We start from the raw sequence: 17,065 nt of genomic DNA, 5'->3' as shown, positions 1-17,065 counted from the left end.
TTTTTTGAAAGTATTTCTATGTATTCTTTCTCTCTTTTACCGGATAGCTTGAAAAATGTTTTTTGTGCTATTTGTTATCCGTTGGTTGATTTACACAAAGTTGCAAAAATCAGACTTGGAGTATAATTCCATAAGCTTTTGTAAACTTGCATTTTACATACTTATTATATGGATATTACACCTTATTTTTGCTTCTTGAAATCACAAAGCTAAAGTCCGATATGAAATTGCATTTAGTGACAAAAACATTGTCAGTACGACAGACACGGAGACAATCATCTTGTTTCCATCTGGGCATTGGCCGCCTGTTATTCAAAGGTGACCGTCCTCTTTTACACACAACATGGGTGGCTTTGTTGGCCATAATCCTGTTGGCTTCTTGCAATCGTTCTGCGGAACATGGCTTCCATTCTTCCGAAAAAGCTTTCGATGCCTATGCAGATTTTTTACGAAAAGTAAAAAATGCGGAAAATATTACCACCGGCAGACTTGTGGAATTAGTACGGAAATGGTATGCGTTGGATGATTCCGTGGCAAGTTGTATTATCCGTGACAGTCTTACAGCCCATGCATCGGCCGGACTGGAAATCATCCATGATTCCCTACGTTTTTATATGGGCAGGCTGATTGACAAACGGCAGTGGGCTTTTACGGATTACCTCACAATCATAGAGTCACTGAATAGAGTGGAAGTCGATACGTTTTCCCTGCCATTGGTAACTTCCGCACACCAGTTTTATGCAGGTCTGGACAGCGTTCCAACCTACGGCACGAACGCTGAACAGACCGTAGTCCAGTATCAGAAGATGCTCGGCCGGACATTAAAAGACGGCTTTCAATCCAAAGCGGACATTATCACCTTTTTGCAGGAGGAAGATATGGCATTCCGTTCCTTTCTGGAACATTTTCCTGCCTATGGGGATATTCCACTGGACGACATCACGACACAGACCGGAAAAGTGATACGGCATATCATAGACCTCTCCATGAAGGAGCAGCCTCTATTCCACAAGGAAGAACTGGTTATCCTCCTGACGGTACGCAACAACCGCCGTTTGCTGCAAAATGCCCTCGTTTGTTTGGACGAGATACAACGTAACAGGTACATAGCCGACAGTAACCGCTTAACGGCATATCTTTGGATATTGGTTCAACCGTGGATTTCCTTCGATGAACTATCCTATACGCTGTTGTCCGTGCAACAAACCGATGCACTTCACAGGTTGGCCAAAGAGACTTCCAAAGCAACCAGGAAGTTGAAGCACTCCGACTTCCCGTTGGAGGTGGACGAGTTGCCTGCACTTCTTATCAAGGCATACATCACGAATATCAACTAATATCAAAACAATATATCATGCAGAAAGAACAAATAGACCGGTTCGTCACGCTGGCAGGTCTGGAAATGCCGGCATTGATTTCTCCGGGGAAATTTCAAGAAGCGGAGATTTATGAGGACAGTGCCGTGCTGACCTTCCTCTTGCCAAAGGTGTACCCATTGGAAGAACTGATTGATGAACTGGAGGATCAAATGGAACTCATATTGCTCTATCACTACCTGCCATCCACGTCCACGGATTTCGGCCAGAAATGTTGTGCCTATTCCAATCCACGTTTCGGCCGGATGTATAAGCTCAATGCCACGGCAAACGGAAACATTGAATGTGATACCCTGTATGTGACCCTCTATGATTCTCTGGAGATAATGGGCTGCGAACTTCGGGAAGAACTGCTGAAGGTCATCAAGAACGGCCATATGTTGTTTGCGCGGAGTGAGGAAGAACTGTTAAGAGATTTTATCTGAATGAAAGAGAGTATTTATAGAAAACTGGTATCCGTCATCCATGATTACAGGACATGGATTGATGTGCTGGATGCAGACAGGGAAAGCACGTTCTCCGTCCAGAAGGGTGGAGAGTTGCATCCGGTGCATTGCCGTGTCCTGTACTTGGTGGCGAAAGTCCCGAACAGCGTCTATCCCAAAGGCCATGTATTGAGCATACCGGAATACAAATTGGACAGTGCCGTGCGTTCATTGAAACGCAATCCCGATTTCAAGTCACGCTACCAATCGGAAGCATTGCTATATACTGATGTGGAAGATATTGTCCGTATTGCTTCCAATCATTTCATTAAACTCGAATTAGAACCCTAAGACATAGATAGCCATGATTGTAAAATCCCTTTATCTGCTTTTTCTACTCACGTTTTTAGTGCTTCCTTTCTTTTATCACAGAAAGAAGTCCAAACCGTCCATGACTAAGTTCTACCTGCGTATGGCATTCAGCCATAACTTCCGCAAGTGTTACAGGCTGGTATTGCTTTCAACCCTGCTCATGTTCCACTTCTACCACCTCTCTTTGTTCAAGCTACCGTTGGAACTGGCCCCCTCGTCCGTGGTATGCCTGTTGCTGTTCTCCCATCGGATTTCAGAACGGGTATTCCGCTTTTTGCAGCAGGAGCGGACACTTCTCGGAGTGGCGGTATTCTCTGTTGTCTGCCTGTTTACCCCTCACTTCCTGTCGCTTGGCGTTACCATTGGCGCACTGATTTTCGGGGCGGCGTTTTACCCCTCATTGTCGGTTTGCCGCATGGTAAAGAAGCCCTTTTTAAGACAATCGTTTTTAGAGAATCCTGAAAGTATCATTCCGCATTATCGAAACTGGGGGTATAGGAAGAAATGATAATGTTTTCCCTGCTTTTATTACCGTTCGAAGACTATATAATCATCATAAATTCATGAAGAAGGAATACATCAATTACAGAATAATTGCGGACAAGGAACTGCTTGAGTTCCTCCGTTCGGATGAAGAAGAAAGATTCTCCAAAATGGATGCCCTCTGTGACTTACTCGACAAGGCATCCGGTGAAAGCCGTGACAGCCTGACCTATTTCGGAACGAACGTCACCTTGCGGAAAGGGCAATTCGTCACGACCGTCAGCAAGCTTGCCCGGCAATGGAAATGGCACCGTGCCACGACGCGCAGTTTCCTCGATGCGTTGGAGAACTTCGGCATGGCGAGGATAGACGCACACAAGAAGTTTTTCCTAATAACAATGAATTACACGTTGCCGGGAACGGAAGGCTTGCAGCCCCGTATGATGTCACCGGAGGAAGAACGCATCAATAAGTGGATATGTGGTTACCTGTGCCTGGAGGAAATGGCTGAATCGGCTGTACAGTTCATCACAACTACCGAACATGTTCTATCCATGCCGGTGACAGATAGCGGAGCCGGCATCGGGGAACGCTTGCATAAGCTGTTCGCCCATATAATCCTGCAAAGGACGAACTTGTTTCCGACCAATCCAACGCTTTCCGCCACATTGGAGAGAGTGTACTGCGAGGTTTGCCACAGGGATGTGGCGATATACCTTCAACTACTCGCATCGGCAGGTCTGAACCTGATTGACGTACAATGCCCGAAAGTTCCGGAATATTTATTAGCCTTGATACCAGACAAGGTTTCAGAAGACCTCCGCCTGCTTTGGGAATACTACGCTCCCTATTTTGAGGGAATCAATCAAGAGAAGGCTGGGAAAATACCCCAAACCAACCAATAGAACCCTGCTTGCTGCCTCTCCTTTTAGACTCACCGGGTATGCCCTTATTTCCACTTGCGGAAGCGTAACCCTCATGCGAGGTCTTGACCTCCAGTTTTACGACGGGCTTGCCCGTCCGGAAGGAAGTGCTTCCAGCACGTAGCCTAATACGCACTTTGCCCCGGACGGGCAAAATGCAGAGACCGCAAAGGCGGCAGCAAGCTGTAAAAATAGCATATAGGACACATGGCGAACAACATCAAACAGGTTATGGACATCAGGCCCGGAAAGGGCATGACCACCGGTCAAAGCGACGAGCATCAGCGCAACTGGACGGAAAGAGGTTGGGAATGGGCATCGAAGCACGGCAACTATGACCGCACCCGTGAACGGCTTAACTTTGAAGTCATCAAAGGAGGTAAGGTCGTGCCAGTGGATAAGTCCAAATCCATACCGGATCGCATGGCGGAAACCTTGCGTGAGCGTAGTATCAAAGACCCCAACGCCGGGCTTACCGAACCGAAGTTCCGTACTGTGGCGAATATCATCTTTGGAGGCTCCAGGGAGAGGATGCACGAGATAGCCTTTGGCGGCCAGAAAGTAAACCTCACGCATGGAGCTGATAACTCACATATCCGGCGCAACAAGGATATAGAACTTTGGGCGCAGGACGTGTACAGGTTTGCGTGTGACAAATGGGGGGAGGATAATGTCATAGGCTTCTATGTACACCTTGACGAACTCAACCCACACGTGCATTGCACCGTGATACCGGTAGATGAACGGAATAAGATTTCGTTCAACAAGATTTTCGGAGGAAATATCTATGACTTCAAAGAGCGTCTGTTCGCACTCCACGACGAGCTTGCCAAAGTCAATGGGAAGTGGGGATTGAACCGTGGAGACAGCGTGAGCGTGACCGGCACCAAGCACCGCACAACGGAAGAATACAGGCGTGCGTTGAGCCGTGAATGTACCGCGCTGGAGAAACAGATTGGGAACGACCGTGAGCTGCTTCGACAACTCCATTCGGACATCCGTCTGGCAGAAAAAAGAGTGAAAGGATTATCTACCATGATTGCCAATCAGGAACAAAAGAAACTGGAATTGGAGGAAGAAATCAGAACAGTGGCCACTGATTTGAGGACGGGCAAAGGGGATTCCGAAGAACTCCAGAAACGCATCGCTAAGCTTGATTATGAGCTTCAGAAAGTACTTGAAAACCTGTCCGACAAACGGGAGAAATTGGCGGAAGCCGACTGCAAATTGTCGGAGTTGAAAACACTGGAGGCCGAATCGAAAGACAAGGTGGAGAGTTACAGGGAGGAAGTGAGACTAGCTACTTATAATCTGGAGAACCAGGTCCGATACAGATTGGCGGAAGCCATGGTCGGTGACATCATCCGGGAGTTCAGGACGCATTTCCAAAGTTTGGGGAAAGAGGCGCAAAGCGTGTTCGATGATTCATTGATTAAGGACATGGCCGAACGTGGCGAAGATATATTCAAGTGCGCCATTTACCTTTTCGCCAATTATGTCGATTTGGCCACCACCTTTGCCGAAGGGCATGGAGGTGGCGGAGGGGGAAGCGACCTGCCCTGGAGAAGGAAGGAGGACGAGGACGACCGGACATGGGCAAGGCGTTGCTTGCAGAGGGCACACCGGATGATGAAGCCTGCCGGTGGAAAGAGCGTCCGTAAAAAATAAGAGAAATTCACTCTCCATGAAGTCTGATTGACAGTCTGATTGGGAGAAGTAAAAAAGAATACTTGTTAAAGACGGCGTGATAGGCTTCCATACGTTCAGGCATAGATCGGTCACGTTGTTTCTTTGCATCACAAACCAAATTTTAGATAGAATGAAGAGAATATTTTTGTTTATGTTGCCAATGGCATTTTCGATGGGAGCACAGGCTTACAATGTGAATATAGCCGATACGGTGTGTACCCGTCACAGAGAGTATTTCAAGGAGAAGTGGGAAACGGTACAGCCTTCTTACCTGATCGATGTCGTTTCCGTCTCCACGTGGAAAGATAACTGGTTCCTGAATGTTTCCGGCGGTACTTCCGCTTTCTTGGGTTCACCATTAGGGTGTGAAGATTTATTTGGCAGGATGAAGCCTACATTGGCTGTTTCGGCAGGCAAATGGTTCACGCCAGCTATAGGAGGTCGCTTGTCCTATCAGGGTTTCCGATTCAAGGATTCACGGTTGGAAACACAATCATATCAATTCTGCCATGCGGATTTGCTTTGGAATGTATTGGCAGGCTTGGATAGGGGCAATACACCGTGCCGTTGGAGTCTCATCCCTTATGCGGGAGCCGGTATCATCCACCACAAGGGGAGCGGCCACCATCCGTTTGCTCTTTCCTACGGCATACAGGGCAGATACCGTCTTACAGACCGTTTCCACTTGCTTGCGGAACTGGGTGGCACCACGACTTTCAAGGACTTCGACGGTTATGGTGCTTCAGACCAATTCGGGGATAATTTAGTGGGCCTGACGGCAGGAATCTCCTTTACGATTGGCAAGGTCGGTTGGCGGAAGGTGATAGACCCTGTTCCTTATATAAGACAGAATGAGGAACTGGCTGTTCATGCCTTGTGTTTGGCAGGGAAGAACCGGGGATTACAGAAAAACAATGCCATGAACCTGGCCATTATCGCCGAGTTGAAGAAGATTCTGGAGTTGGAAGGTCTGTTAGACCGATACGCTGATAAGCTGTCCGAACTTGTCGGCAACGCAGAAAGCCAAACCGCTTCTTCCGGCTATCCGAGAAACAATTACAGCGGATTAAATTCGCTTCGCGCAAGGTTGAATCAATCACCCTTGACGGAGGCAAGCGACTCTACATCTTCCGCTCATCCGGCGGCACATACCAATGAGCAAATTGTTTCACAAAGACAGCATACCCACCATTTAGATAGTGATGCCTCACAGCTTGTTTCCGACAGCCTGTATGTCGGGGCACCTATCTATTTCTTCTTTGTCCTGAATACCGGCCATCTGACTGATACCTCGCAACTCATCAACCTTGACGGGATAGCCCGGATTGCCAATAAGCATAGGTTGCATATCCGGGTTTCAGGAGCGGCAGACAATGCCACGGGTAATGAAACGCTCAACAATTCATTGGGGCTTTGCCGTGCGGAATACATCAAGGCCCAGCTTATCAAACGTGCCGTGCCAAGCAACCGTATTGAAATTGTTTCAGAAGGGGGGATTGACGATTATTCACCCAATGAGGCAAACAGGAACGCTTGTGTAAGATTGCTTTCTCCCCCAAAATGAGGATTACTTTTTGTTCATAATAAAAAACTTATATTGTGTGATAGTCGGTTAGCCTGTGAAGGTCAGCCGGCTAATTTTTGAAATAAAGATAAAAATAATATAGTGATTTTTTTAATCAACTTTATTTGTAAACATCCACTCAAATGAAATTACCAAATATTTGTAGCCTTATTTAGTAGTGGGAAAAAACAATCAAGTGAATTATTGAAAATTTCGACAAACTAATGTCATTTCAAAGCAAGCAAAGCATTCCTGTTTTTTCTAGTATTAAAAACTTGAGATAATACATGATCGAAGAAAATATTTGGAATCTTTTGGGAGAATGATGGAATTTTTTCATTTAGTAAACTGACAGCTAATCCACCCACAGCCGGAAGGATTAGTCCTGTAACAGAAACCAGTCCCCATCTAAACCATTTTTCTGCTTGTGAAGATGAGTTACCTCCTAAAAGGATTCGCTCCAGTTCATTTATATTATAGTTATTCGATTGTAGCCAATCTCTATAAAAACCTCCAAAAGCATGATCTCTTACTTGAATAATTTTTTTTATATCAATTATTTTATTGTAATAAAGCAAAGATAAGTTGGGAATATTCCTTGCAAAAAGATATTTGTTCATTCTATCATTAAGAGTTTGTTCTGGAATTAGATTGTTTTTCTGCATGAAATAATACTTAGCTTCATCTTCTAAAATTATTTCATCAGTCTGTAAATAACTACCCCACACAATACTTCTTTCGAATAGGCATAATCTTACGGCACTCCATGTGTCTTTTTCGTTAATGTCAAGGATGTTTTCAGATTCTATATTTAAATAGGTTCTAATTTGATTATTGATTGTGAAATCCTCATACATATTTTCTTGGGCAATATGATCCCAATATACATATTCTTCCGATTCTGAATCAGAAGTTACCTTTTCAAATACTTGCTTGATAAATAAAGATGCCTGAAAACCATATTTGTTATTTATTCGTTCAATAACTTTATCATAATAATTACTCTTATGCATATTCATAAATAGCAAATTTTCATTTCCTATCATGAATGCTGGAAACCACCAATTATCAATTATTACAAGTTCTTGCCTTTCATATAAAAGTCTAAAGGCTTCAAAACCCAAAACGTCTATAATTTCTTCCAATGAATCTGTCCTGATAATGATTTTATCATGTGTTAGCAAACAATTTATAACTCGATTCAAATAATATAAATGTTCAGGCATAGTAAGTTCTGGATATTTTCCAAAATGCCATCTATCATAACATATACCAGATTCGACTTCCTTTATCCTATATGAAAAACTGTCAAATAATACTGCCATTTATTGAATCCAATTATTATAAAAAAACTGTATCTCTATCCCTGCCTTGAATAGCAATGAGATGTTATTTTTCTCCTCTTTGTAAAACTTTCCATTCCGTTGGAATGGAAAGTTCAAATCCATTGGCAAGCGTTATTTTATCTGGCAATAATGCCTGCTTAAACCTCTTTTCATAGCGCAACATCTGAATGGGTGCTCCATTTCCCATTGTAGCCAAGTTACTAGAATACTGATGAGGTGGGAAATAGATAAATACATTGATTTTAGCTTCTTTGGCCAGTTCAACGGCTGGTATCATATCACTGTCTGCGGAAACAATGATAGCAAGGTCACAGTTATGTTGGAAAGCGTCGGCCACAATCTGGGTAGCTATACGCACGTCAGACTCCTTTTCTTCGTAAGTATGGATGATATTGTGGCATTTGAAACACTCGATTTCCTTTTTTAGATACTTTCCCAATATCAACTTAAATTTCGGATTCTCCTTATTGGCTTGGAAAAAGGCATCCTGTCTTTTCCGTTTACCTACGTCTGTCGGTCTAGCAGAGAAATACTTTACTGCTATTAATTCCTGATTAGGACGTAAGAAAGACTCCATCAACTTGACAATATCTAGCCAATAATACTTCTTCCACGGAGCGGTCTTTAATCCATAATAGAAGTTGAATCCGTCAATGTAAATGATTACTCGTTGCTTGTTTTTTTCTGCCATAGTCATATAAAAAATAAGCCCTCGAAATCGAGGGCGAGCCTTGGTCTTTCCCAACCAAGGGGGATAATTTTATACTGCAAATGTACATTTTTTATTTGAGAAAACAAACTTGTATGAGATTTATTTTGTAATCATAGCCATAAATTCAGCAAATTAACCTCTTTTAGCTCAATCCGCCATTCCCATCTACCAAGCCTTCCTTTTTACTCTGCAAAGTTACGGCTCGCAAAATCCGTCAAGTACCACTCCGTTATTTGAATATTTTAATAGGCTTTCCAAGCCCGGCATCAAAATCCCCAAATTCCTTGCCTTTATTTTGCCTGACAAGCCGTTATGGGATTGCACGTAAAAATAGAACTCCTGGTAGAGATAAAAATTCTCTAATGAAAGGGGAAGTGCATAACCAACAATTTAAAGAGTAAGACAATGGAAAAGAAAATGATTTGGAGCAGCGAAATGCTTTATGATGATGAAGCGCGTGAAAACTATTTGGAAAATATGCGTGCCATTACGGAAAATAAGGATTACCAACTCACTGATGAAGAATGGGCAGACGAAGTGTATTTAGGCCTGTCCGATGAAAGAGGCAACCTTGATAAAAAGGTAAATGGCATTATTATTGCGTTTGCCGATTTAGGGCTATGGCAAGGCAGAAGAAATGCCTTTCAATTTTTTGGTAACAACATTGCCAACATACTTCATACCCGATGCGAGGATGCCGAATGGTACGGCGATGCCTACAACATACGTGGAATACTGCACCACCATGATGGCACCAACTATGTGCTTTACCGCATAGCCAAAGACGAAGAAACAGCCGAACGTATAGCAGCCAAGATTTACAACGGTGAGATAGACGAAAGAGGTTTCCGCAAACTGACACGTTCCCTATATCCCGATGTGGCAGCAGTTTATGGCTGGAAAATTGCAGGACAAAAAAATGTGGTTTAGAAGTGGCAACACAAGAATGATTTATATTGATTTTCAACTAAATAATTATACACAATGAGCAAGTACGATTTTATCAAGAACGGCAACACCCTTTATTGGAACGCCCCCGACAACGGCAAGGCTTCAGGAGCTTACAAAGTGATTTCCGCCCCCAAGGAAATTGACGAAGATAGCATTATCCTGATTGCCTCCGACCATTCGGAAGCCGAAGTTTTCCCCTCCGAGTTATTCCCCTTTGGCATGACCATGAGTCATAAAGAGGATTTCCAGCGTTGGAAAGCCCGGTATGAAGCGGAAGGTACGATATTCTACGACCGACTTTCCGAAGTCACCTACACAGACCGGGATTTATCCGTCGGTGACAGGGTTATCTTCACCAACGACCACGGAGTAGTATTCGGTCCCCACGAAGTGTTGGCTTTTGGAAAGCCAGTCAATGGCAGATGCGTATATATTGACAGCGATGCCTATTGGTTTGCCGACCGTCCGGAGCAATTAACGCTCATAGAAGAATAAAAAGAGCAGTGCAAGGAATGTGCCCATACACTCCTTGCACTCAACATCTTATCTTCCCCTCCGATAAGGCACATACTCATCCTCCTGTTCCCTTTCCTCATGTGCCACCTCCTGCGTGTTGCCATCATTATCCGCATCCATGAGGTCTATTTGAGGATTTACCCTTTCGCCGGCAACATCGCCTCGGTACTGATATTCGGGCATTGCTTCCAAAGCCGTCCGGACATTTTGCAGGTTGTCGGTAAGGTCTTTGTCATGGTCATAGGCAAAGCTGTGCCTTTCCGTAAATTTACCGTTTACGACTGTCCCTATATCCAGTGTATCAGACAATCTGTTATAGTAAACGCATAGAATGTCACCGGTAGGCATCTCGAACTTCGGCGAACGTACTTTTACTGTTGAAAGGTATTCTTTTGCTACCATATCCTTTGCGAAATTCTTGACATCTTCAGATGCCCTTCCGATACCATAGCGACGGATGTGGTCACGTACCTCTTCTTCGCTATATTTCAACATCAGGTCATAAGTTCCTCCGACACTTCCGTTATAGACCAATGCCCATTTCTCATTTTCAATGAGCACGTTATCATGCGTATGCTGTGCCGGATATCTGTAAGTATACATCTCATCCATGCCATTCCCGTCATAATACTCCGTGGCTTCATTCAGTAGCCCCTCAAAGTCTCCTTTATCTTTGAATGCATCCAATCTTGCCGTATCATCCTGAGATTGAAGAAATGCCACAGAGCAATAGAACGGCCGGGCTTTTGCCTCAATTTTCTCAGCCACCGCATCAATCCGTTGTGCAATCATCGATGAAGCCTTTTTTACATCAAACAATGTGGTTTTCAAAAACTCCGGAGATTCCTTCAATACATCCAGCCAAGAACCGAGATACAGTGCACTATCCTCTTTGATTGTTTTGGTGATTCCATACTGTGATGCCACCAAAGCACTACCCAGTTCGGCCACCAGTTCCTCACGTGCATATTCTTTACTTCCGAATGCGGCTGGCTTGATACGGTCTAAGCGTCCTTCAGCCCCGGTGCTGTGTGTCATTTCATGCAGCAATGTTCCGTAGAATGTTTCCCCATTGATGAACTGGCTCTTTTCCGGTAGCACAATCGCATCTTTGCTAATGCTGTAATAAGCATTATCCTGATGTTCCAAAGAAATCGGACACACCCACAGATTTTCCGCAATCATCTCATCCAACGGGGCAAACGCTATTTTTTCATCGTCCAGCGAAGCCGACCGTTTCAGGTTGTTCTGTTCACACAGTTTTTCATACAGTTCCGGACGTGCTTCCCGAAGGTTGGTCTGCGCCACATTGAACACATTATGTACGTTCAGTTTGGGATAGACCGAATACTTCGCCTGTTCTTCCGGCGACAGTTTCCGATAATCCTCCATCTTGATTTTCTCTTTCGTCTCTTTATCCACTACGGTAAATGTGGTAATGAATACGGGAAACGATTTTTCCCCTTTCAGGACAGACACCTGCGGAAGCCTCTCCCCATTGGCATCCGTCAATGGCCTATGGTTTCCCTGCTTGTCAGTCGAATAGTTCAGCCCCGACACACGCTGAAAGGTACAAAACACCGGAAGTTTGTAACCGTTTTCCTCGCAAAGCAGCATCAACATGAGTGCATTCATTCCGTTATATTCTCGACCGGAGAGGTTCTTCGGCCATGTCATAAAGCCCTCGGTAAACCATGGTTTCTTCCAATCCCCCTTGATAGACGATATTTTCTTTATCATCAACTCCGTAAACCGTTCAAGCGCACGTTCCTCCGCACTTGGCCCATCCGAATTATATCTTCTGTTTCCTGCCATACTCAAAACGGTAATTCATCCTCAGTTCCATTGGTCATAACCGGTTTCACCCATTCTGCCATTTCCTCCACCCGGCAGGAGAGGTTGATTTTGTCCAGATATATAGATAGTTCCAATACTCCTTTGGCGCAGATACGTGCCTTAGGCTGGAGCCAACTTTCTTTTTCTGCGGAGAAACGGATAAAACGTACCCATGTGAAAGCAAAGTTTTCCTCATGCTTCTCTGTACTGAAGGCGGAGAACACCGAATAAGCATTGCCCTTCTTATCCCTCTTTTCTTCCACTTGTTTACCCACCGTCCCCCGGAACTCGATAGTGCCCTCAATCGCATCACGCTCGCTTTGTGGGTGGAAGTCCACGCTGTCGGCATGGAAATTGAGATACAGGTTTTCTTCACGTTTGCGGAAAGTCAGCACCCCTTTCAACTCAATACGTTGACCGGTCACATAAGAAAGTAGTTCCGCAGTCGTTCCGTTCTTCGACACGAACACCTCCACTTGCTTGCTACTCCCTGCCTTGGCAAGAATGCTTATTTTCACGGCAAAACTAATATAAGATTTCCCCTCTTTGTTGGTACGCATGGAAGCCGTGCGGCTCACAATGCCGTTGATTGTCACATTACACTTAATCATAAATTACTTTTTTAAACTATTATACAACTATTGCATTCCTAAATTCATTATCGTATCTGCAAGCCTTCCGCCTGCCCACGTTGCTCCATTCCCTGCTCATAGCTTCTGGCAGCGCGTTCAGCCACGAGTATATGGTTCACCGCCGTACCGATTCGGTGCCGTTTGCTCTCGTCCGGCATATCCGTATGGTTCAGTATCAGCGACAACCGATTCATTTCAGCCGCAGTCAGTTCATGCGAGTAACTGCCGGTAGCATCTTGGGCGTACAATATCGGCCTTGCGTTGTCCTGTATCACCAGCTCGCACGATCTCAGCGAGGGAACAAGTGAGGAAAGGTCTATGCGTTTCTCCAAAGCCGCTTTTGTCGCAGCCCCCATCTGTTGATCCTGTTCCTTGCTGTCAATCTGCACGGCAAGAGCCATCAGCGAGGTAAACATTTCCATTACCAACTCCATAATCGGATCATTACCGCTCATCCGGACACCGCTGTCCTCCGAGGAAAGCAGTTTTTTCATCCAATCTTCAGGAGAATCAGTCAAGCCTATCGACGGAGTTTCGTTCTCTTGTGTGCGGAATTTTGCCATCAGGTCTTTGCCGTCCGACAGCAGTTGCAGCCCGATGTTTCCTTTTTGCGCTATTTCGGTAAGGTAGGCCGCAGGGTTCACCTCACGCAGGGTTCCATTCACATGGATTTGTTTCACCTCCAGATGCAGATGTTCGCCGGTTGTCCGTGTGCCGGTGTTGCCCGACACGCCAAGCTGTTGCCCGGCATTCACCGTTTCACCTGTTTTTACGCCTACCGTCTCCAGATGATGATAGCTTACCTGTACCTTGCTGTTGTCCGCACGCCCGTATTCCACGGTCACGGAACGACCGCCCGGCGTGTCAGCGTTCAGATTGACTGCCACCACCTTTCCTTTATCCTCCGTAGCAAGCACCGCTTCTTGGTTTGTCCGGATGTCGATGCCTTTGTGCATCTGTTGCTTGTCCGGATTCATCGGATCTTCACGCATCCCGAAAGGCGAAGTCACCAACAGAAACTCATCCCTTTTCACCGGGAAGGAGTAGTGCTCCGTGGCAGCCTTGCCTTGCGAAATCCCTGCTTCCATCACCATACGGTCATACTTGTCAAGGCCGTTCACCTCGATAATCCGTTGCAGGTTGGCGGCATAGTTCCCTCCGGTGGCATACCCGGCACGTTCCAGACCTTGCGCCCAGCCCTTGTAGTCGTCAGCCGCCAGTTTGAAGCAATCCGCATACCGCTTGTTCTCCTTCAGGAAGCGGGAATGATGCTCGTAGGAATCACCCACCGTAGCATAGCTGCAAAATTTTTCATCCGGTTTGTCGTCAGTGTACAGCCCGTATTTGCCGCCACCCTCTATCCATGCCGCAGTCGCCTTGATACCGAAATGGTTATTCTCTTTCTGTGCCAGTCGGCTTTGTCCGTTGGAACTTTCCAGTATACCTTGTGCCAACGTCACCGAAGCCGGAATACCGTACTTGCGCATCTGTACCATGGCAAAATTCGCATACCGTTCTGCATATTCTTGATTCTTGCTCATTATTATATATAGGTATATGTTTCTCTCATACGTTACACACTACATCCGTCGTGCCGGACGTTGCTCATTCTCAACGGGGGTGTCCATTTCGGACACTCCCTTACGAGGCAGTTCATCGCAGATTCCGACCCTTACTCCCGACCGTACCAGCTTGGGCAAATAAGTGTCCAATGCCGTTTTGGGAAACGAAGCCACGTGAATCCCTCCGTCACGTTCCGACACGTCAAGCCCCAGCACGTTTGCCATTCTGTCCGCATCCTCCTTGTAGGATTCATAGAAGTCACGGCAGCGGAAGAGAAGCACGGCATCGGAGTGTTTGGCTTTCAACTCCTCAAAATTCCTCCAGTCCGTCTGTCCTTTCGCCCCGTCAGCCTTCACTTGTTCCTTTTCCCTTCCATGCTCCACTTCCGAAGTCTCCACTTGGCTTTTCGCCTGTTTCGCTTCCTGTGCCTGTTTCAGCACGTCCGCAAACAAGGTGGCCGCCAACTGTGTCTTATATCCGGCCATATCCTCCGCAATCCAGATCCGTTGCCATTGCAGCCTCGACACCTCACGAGCCTCAATTTTCCCCATTCCCTCGATTTGCGGCACACAAAGGAACTTGTCGTCTTTGGCCCGGAAGATATTCACACGCTTGATAAGCGATACATCCACGTCCGTAGATGCCGTGCCGAACAAGTCCTGTCTTAGTTCGGGGCGGTCGGTGCCGAGCGCATAATATTTCTGCGCCAGTTCCATACGTACCCCCTGTGCCGACTGCCGTTCATTCTGCTTCACGGCGGAGAAGAAGCGGTTTAAGTCCTCCTTATCGGGATAGATGCTGAAGGCTTCCCCCTCTACGGGCTTCAAGTAGAGTGCCCAACGGTTATTGTCATCACGTAACATCTGTATGCGCTCAAACTGTACGTTAGTGGCTTTATCTACCGCCTCCGCCACATCAAGCGTCGCCTGCACTTGCAACTCCTTGCCGGTCAGCTTGGCGGTAAACACTTCCTTGTCCTTGAAGTAACTGTCATCGGGACGGTACCCCAGCAGGCCGTCCTTGTTGAAGAAGCGCACATAGCTTGCTCCTTGCTTCATCAATGCGCCCGTTATCTGTTGCTTGGAGAATCCGGGCAGGTTGTTGGTGACGACCCTTGCCTGTTGTTCCGACCGTTCCTGCGCAGGCATTACCTCATCGGGAGTCAGGTAAAACGGACGTCTGTCCGTAGCGGACAGTATCACGTGGCCACCTGTGGTGGCACCGGCAGGCAGCACCACGTCGGCAATCCCGGTCTCCCTGTCGCGCACCACCACCATTTCTTTGGTGGAGCGGTCAGGCACGCTTTTCAGTTCCTCTGCTATCCGGTAGTTTCCTTTCGTGTTCCATTCTGTAGGCAGGTATTCCCGGCACGCCGTGGCAATCTTCGCACCGTAGGCGAGTGCTTCGGTATAGGCTATCTCCACCACATCGGCATCTTCGTCCGTCACCCTCAACAAGGCTTCGTTCTTCTGCCGTTCGTAATAACCCAGATTGAATTTTTCCAGAAACGCATTCCGGGCTTCAGGAGAAGGGAAGTTGCGTCCGTCTATCGCCATTCCTCCGGTACGGAGAATATCCACTAGTATGGCACTCTCACGGGCGTCCACCTGCGGCCCTTGCCGTTCCTGCATTTCCGAGGTCTGGCGTTGCGTGCGCAGCGTGGCATATTCCACTTTCTCACCCTGTTCCGCCTTTCGGATAACCCCCAGCGCATTGTTCACATCGCTTTCGATAGCATCTATGTAGTGCGGATTCTCTTGCAGTTCCCGTGTCCAGTGTTCCACCAAGGGCAGGCTGTCGTTCGCTAACCGGGCAGGCAGTCCGAGTTCCATCATCTTCACGCCGGAGGCCAGTTCCGCTACCAGCCGTTCATAGCGTATGGCATCTTCCGAGGGGGCTTTGCCGCCTTGCATCACCATGCCTTCACGGGCAAGCCGTTGGGCGTGTCCGGTGGCACCTGCCACTTGGCGCATCAGTTCTTGCACATAGTCTTCGTAGTGTTCAAACTGTTTCGCTTCGGGCATATAGACTGCATCTTTGGCGGTATCGAAGTGCGCCATGCCTGCGGCATCCTTGCGCACGGGAAGCAGGTGTTCCCTGACCTGCGCCACGAACCGGTTCACCGTGCTGCGCAGTTGTCGTTCCTCGCTTTGCAGGTAGCCCCGGTCTGCACGGCTGCCGAAGCGTTGTTGCAAATCCCGGTATTTCTCCGCATCCGCCATCGGCAGAGTGGTCTGGTCGATGTTGAACAAGACCATGATTTCCCGTTGGCGCACTCCTTTGTAGAGCTTCTGCTGTGCTTCGGGCAAGGCTTTGTATGCCTCACGAGACAGCATATCTTCCGAGTTATGGCGGTTCACGTACTTGTCCCACTTGTACCAGTTGAACGGCACGCCGTGTTCCTGTTGCAATATTGCCTCTCCACGCTGCTTTGCGTCGGAGAACATCGTATATAGTCCGGTCTTGTAGCCGCTTTGGTCGGTGTGCATGCCCAATACGAGGGAGTTGAACGGACTGACAGCTACACCCTTCGGATAGAATTTCGGTAAATTCCGTCCCGCCGCATTCAGCCAGTAGCCGCTACCGGCAACCGCACCGTTCAGGGCGTTTATCAGGAGTGCTGTCTGTTGGTGGGCGGCCGATTGTTCACGTGGACTTTTTTCTTTCATTGCTGTTG

15 protein-coding genes are annotated in these 17,065 nt (G+C 46.8%); 9 read left to right on the top strand and 6 right to left on the bottom strand.

The features are described from left to right. The first annotated feature begins 221 nt into the window (after positions 1-221). From QYT14_RS03090 to QYT14_RS03060, 7 genes are all read left to right on the top strand, one after another. Positions 222-1,337, top strand: coding sequence for a hypothetical protein (locus tag QYT14_RS03090; protein WP_004319475.1), 1,116 nt, complete (start codon positions 222-224; stop codon positions 1,335-1,337). A gap of 17 nt (positions 1,338-1,354) precedes the next feature. Continuing rightward, on the top strand, positions 1,355-1,801 hold the full coding sequence (locus tag QYT14_RS03085) for a hypothetical protein (protein WP_004319473.1): 447 nt from the start codon (positions 1,355-1,357) through the stop codon (positions 1,799-1,801). Then, positions 1,802-2,152 carry a hypothetical protein gene (locus QYT14_RS03080; protein ID WP_004319471.1) on the top strand — a complete coding sequence of 117 codons (351 nt, stop codon included), beginning with the start codon at positions 1,802-1,804 and terminating at the stop codon, positions 2,150-2,152. A gap of 13 nt (positions 2,153-2,165) precedes the next feature. Further along, a complete protein-coding gene (locus QYT14_RS03075) occupies positions 2,166-2,681 on the top strand; it encodes a hypothetical protein (RefSeq protein ID WP_004319469.1) in 516 nt (171 codons plus the stop codon). A 55-nt stretch (positions 2,682-2,736) separates the two neighbouring features. Next, entirely contained in the window at positions 2,737-3,561 is an 825-nt protein-coding gene (locus QYT14_RS03070; protein WP_004319465.1) for a hypothetical protein, read from the top strand. 225 nt (positions 3,562-3,786) lie between these two features. Beyond that, entirely contained in the window at positions 3,787-5,247 is a 1,461-nt protein-coding gene (mobV, locus tag QYT14_RS03065; protein WP_004319463.1) for a MobV family relaxase, read from the top strand. Between the two features lie 151 nt (positions 5,248-5,398). Further along, positions 5,399-6,832, top strand: a complete 1,434-nt coding sequence (locus tag QYT14_RS03060; protein ID WP_004319461.1) for an OmpA family protein — start codon at positions 5,399-5,401, stop codon at positions 6,830-6,832. A 227-nt stretch (positions 6,833-7,059) separates the two neighbouring features. Here QYT14_RS03060 and QYT14_RS03055 read toward each other — a convergent pair whose 3' ends face one another. Together QYT14_RS03055 and QYT14_RS03050 are read right to left on the bottom strand one after the other, a co-directional pair. After that, positions 7,060-8,157 carry a hypothetical protein gene (locus QYT14_RS03055; protein WP_004319459.1) on the bottom strand — a complete coding sequence of 366 codons (1,098 nt, stop codon included), beginning with the start codon at positions 8,155-8,157 and terminating at the stop codon, positions 7,060-7,062. Between the two features lie 64 nt (positions 8,158-8,221). Beyond that, on the bottom strand, positions 8,222-8,875 hold the full coding sequence (locus QYT14_RS03050) for an NYN domain-containing protein (protein ID WP_005836221.1): 654 nt from the start codon (positions 8,873-8,875) through the stop codon (positions 8,222-8,224). A 420-nt stretch (positions 8,876-9,295) separates the two neighbouring features. Between QYT14_RS03050 and QYT14_RS03045 the strand changes: the two genes are divergently transcribed. Then, positions 9,296-9,820 (top strand): hypothetical protein, encoded by a 525-nt coding sequence (locus QYT14_RS03045; protein ID WP_004319454.1) that lies wholly within the window; start codon positions 9,296-9,298, stop codon positions 9,818-9,820. Positions 9,821-9,874: 54 nt separating this feature from the next. Further along, a complete protein-coding gene (locus tag QYT14_RS03040; RefSeq protein ID WP_004319453.1) occupies positions 9,875-10,336 on the top strand; it encodes a hypothetical protein in 462 nt (153 codons plus the stop codon). Positions 10,337-10,384: 48 nt separating this feature from the next. Here QYT14_RS03040 and QYT14_RS03035 read toward each other — a convergent pair whose 3' ends face one another. The 4 genes from QYT14_RS03035 to QYT14_RS03020 are packed head-to-tail and all read right to left on the bottom strand — an operon-like array spanning position 10,385 to position 17,057. Continuing rightward, complete coding sequence (locus QYT14_RS03035) at positions 10,385-12,172, bottom strand: zincin-like metallopeptidase domain-containing protein (protein ID WP_004319452.1); 1,788 nt, start codon at positions 12,170-12,172, stop codon at positions 10,385-10,387. A 2-nt stretch (positions 12,173-12,174) separates the two neighbouring features. Continuing rightward, positions 12,175-12,804: a hypothetical protein gene (locus tag QYT14_RS03030; protein ID WP_004319451.1), complete on the bottom strand. Its 630-nt coding sequence runs from the start codon at positions 12,802-12,804 to the stop codon at positions 12,175-12,177. A gap of 47 nt (positions 12,805-12,851) precedes the next feature. Then, positions 12,852-14,366 carry a glucosaminidase domain-containing protein gene (locus tag QYT14_RS03025; RefSeq protein ID WP_004319450.1) on the bottom strand — a complete coding sequence of 505 codons (1,515 nt, stop codon included), beginning with the start codon at positions 14,364-14,366 and terminating at the stop codon, positions 12,852-12,854. Positions 14,367-14,405: 39 nt separating this feature from the next. After that, the gene (locus QYT14_RS03020; RefSeq protein WP_004319449.1) at positions 14,406-17,057 is read right to left on the bottom strand and encodes a zincin-like metallopeptidase domain-containing protein; all 2,652 of its coding nucleotides are present in this window, start codon (positions 17,055-17,057) and stop codon (positions 14,406-14,408) included. Positions 17,058-17,065 lie beyond the last annotated feature (8 nt).

Origin of the sequence: uncultured Phocaeicola sp. (genome assembly GCF_948499155.1) — a bacterium.
Classification (GTDB): domain Bacteria; phylum Bacteroidota; class Bacteroidia; order Bacteroidales; family Bacteroidaceae; genus Phocaeicola; species Phocaeicola faecalis.
Note: the sequence above shows the minus strand (reverse complement) of the source record. Positions and strands in the feature narration are given on the sequence as shown.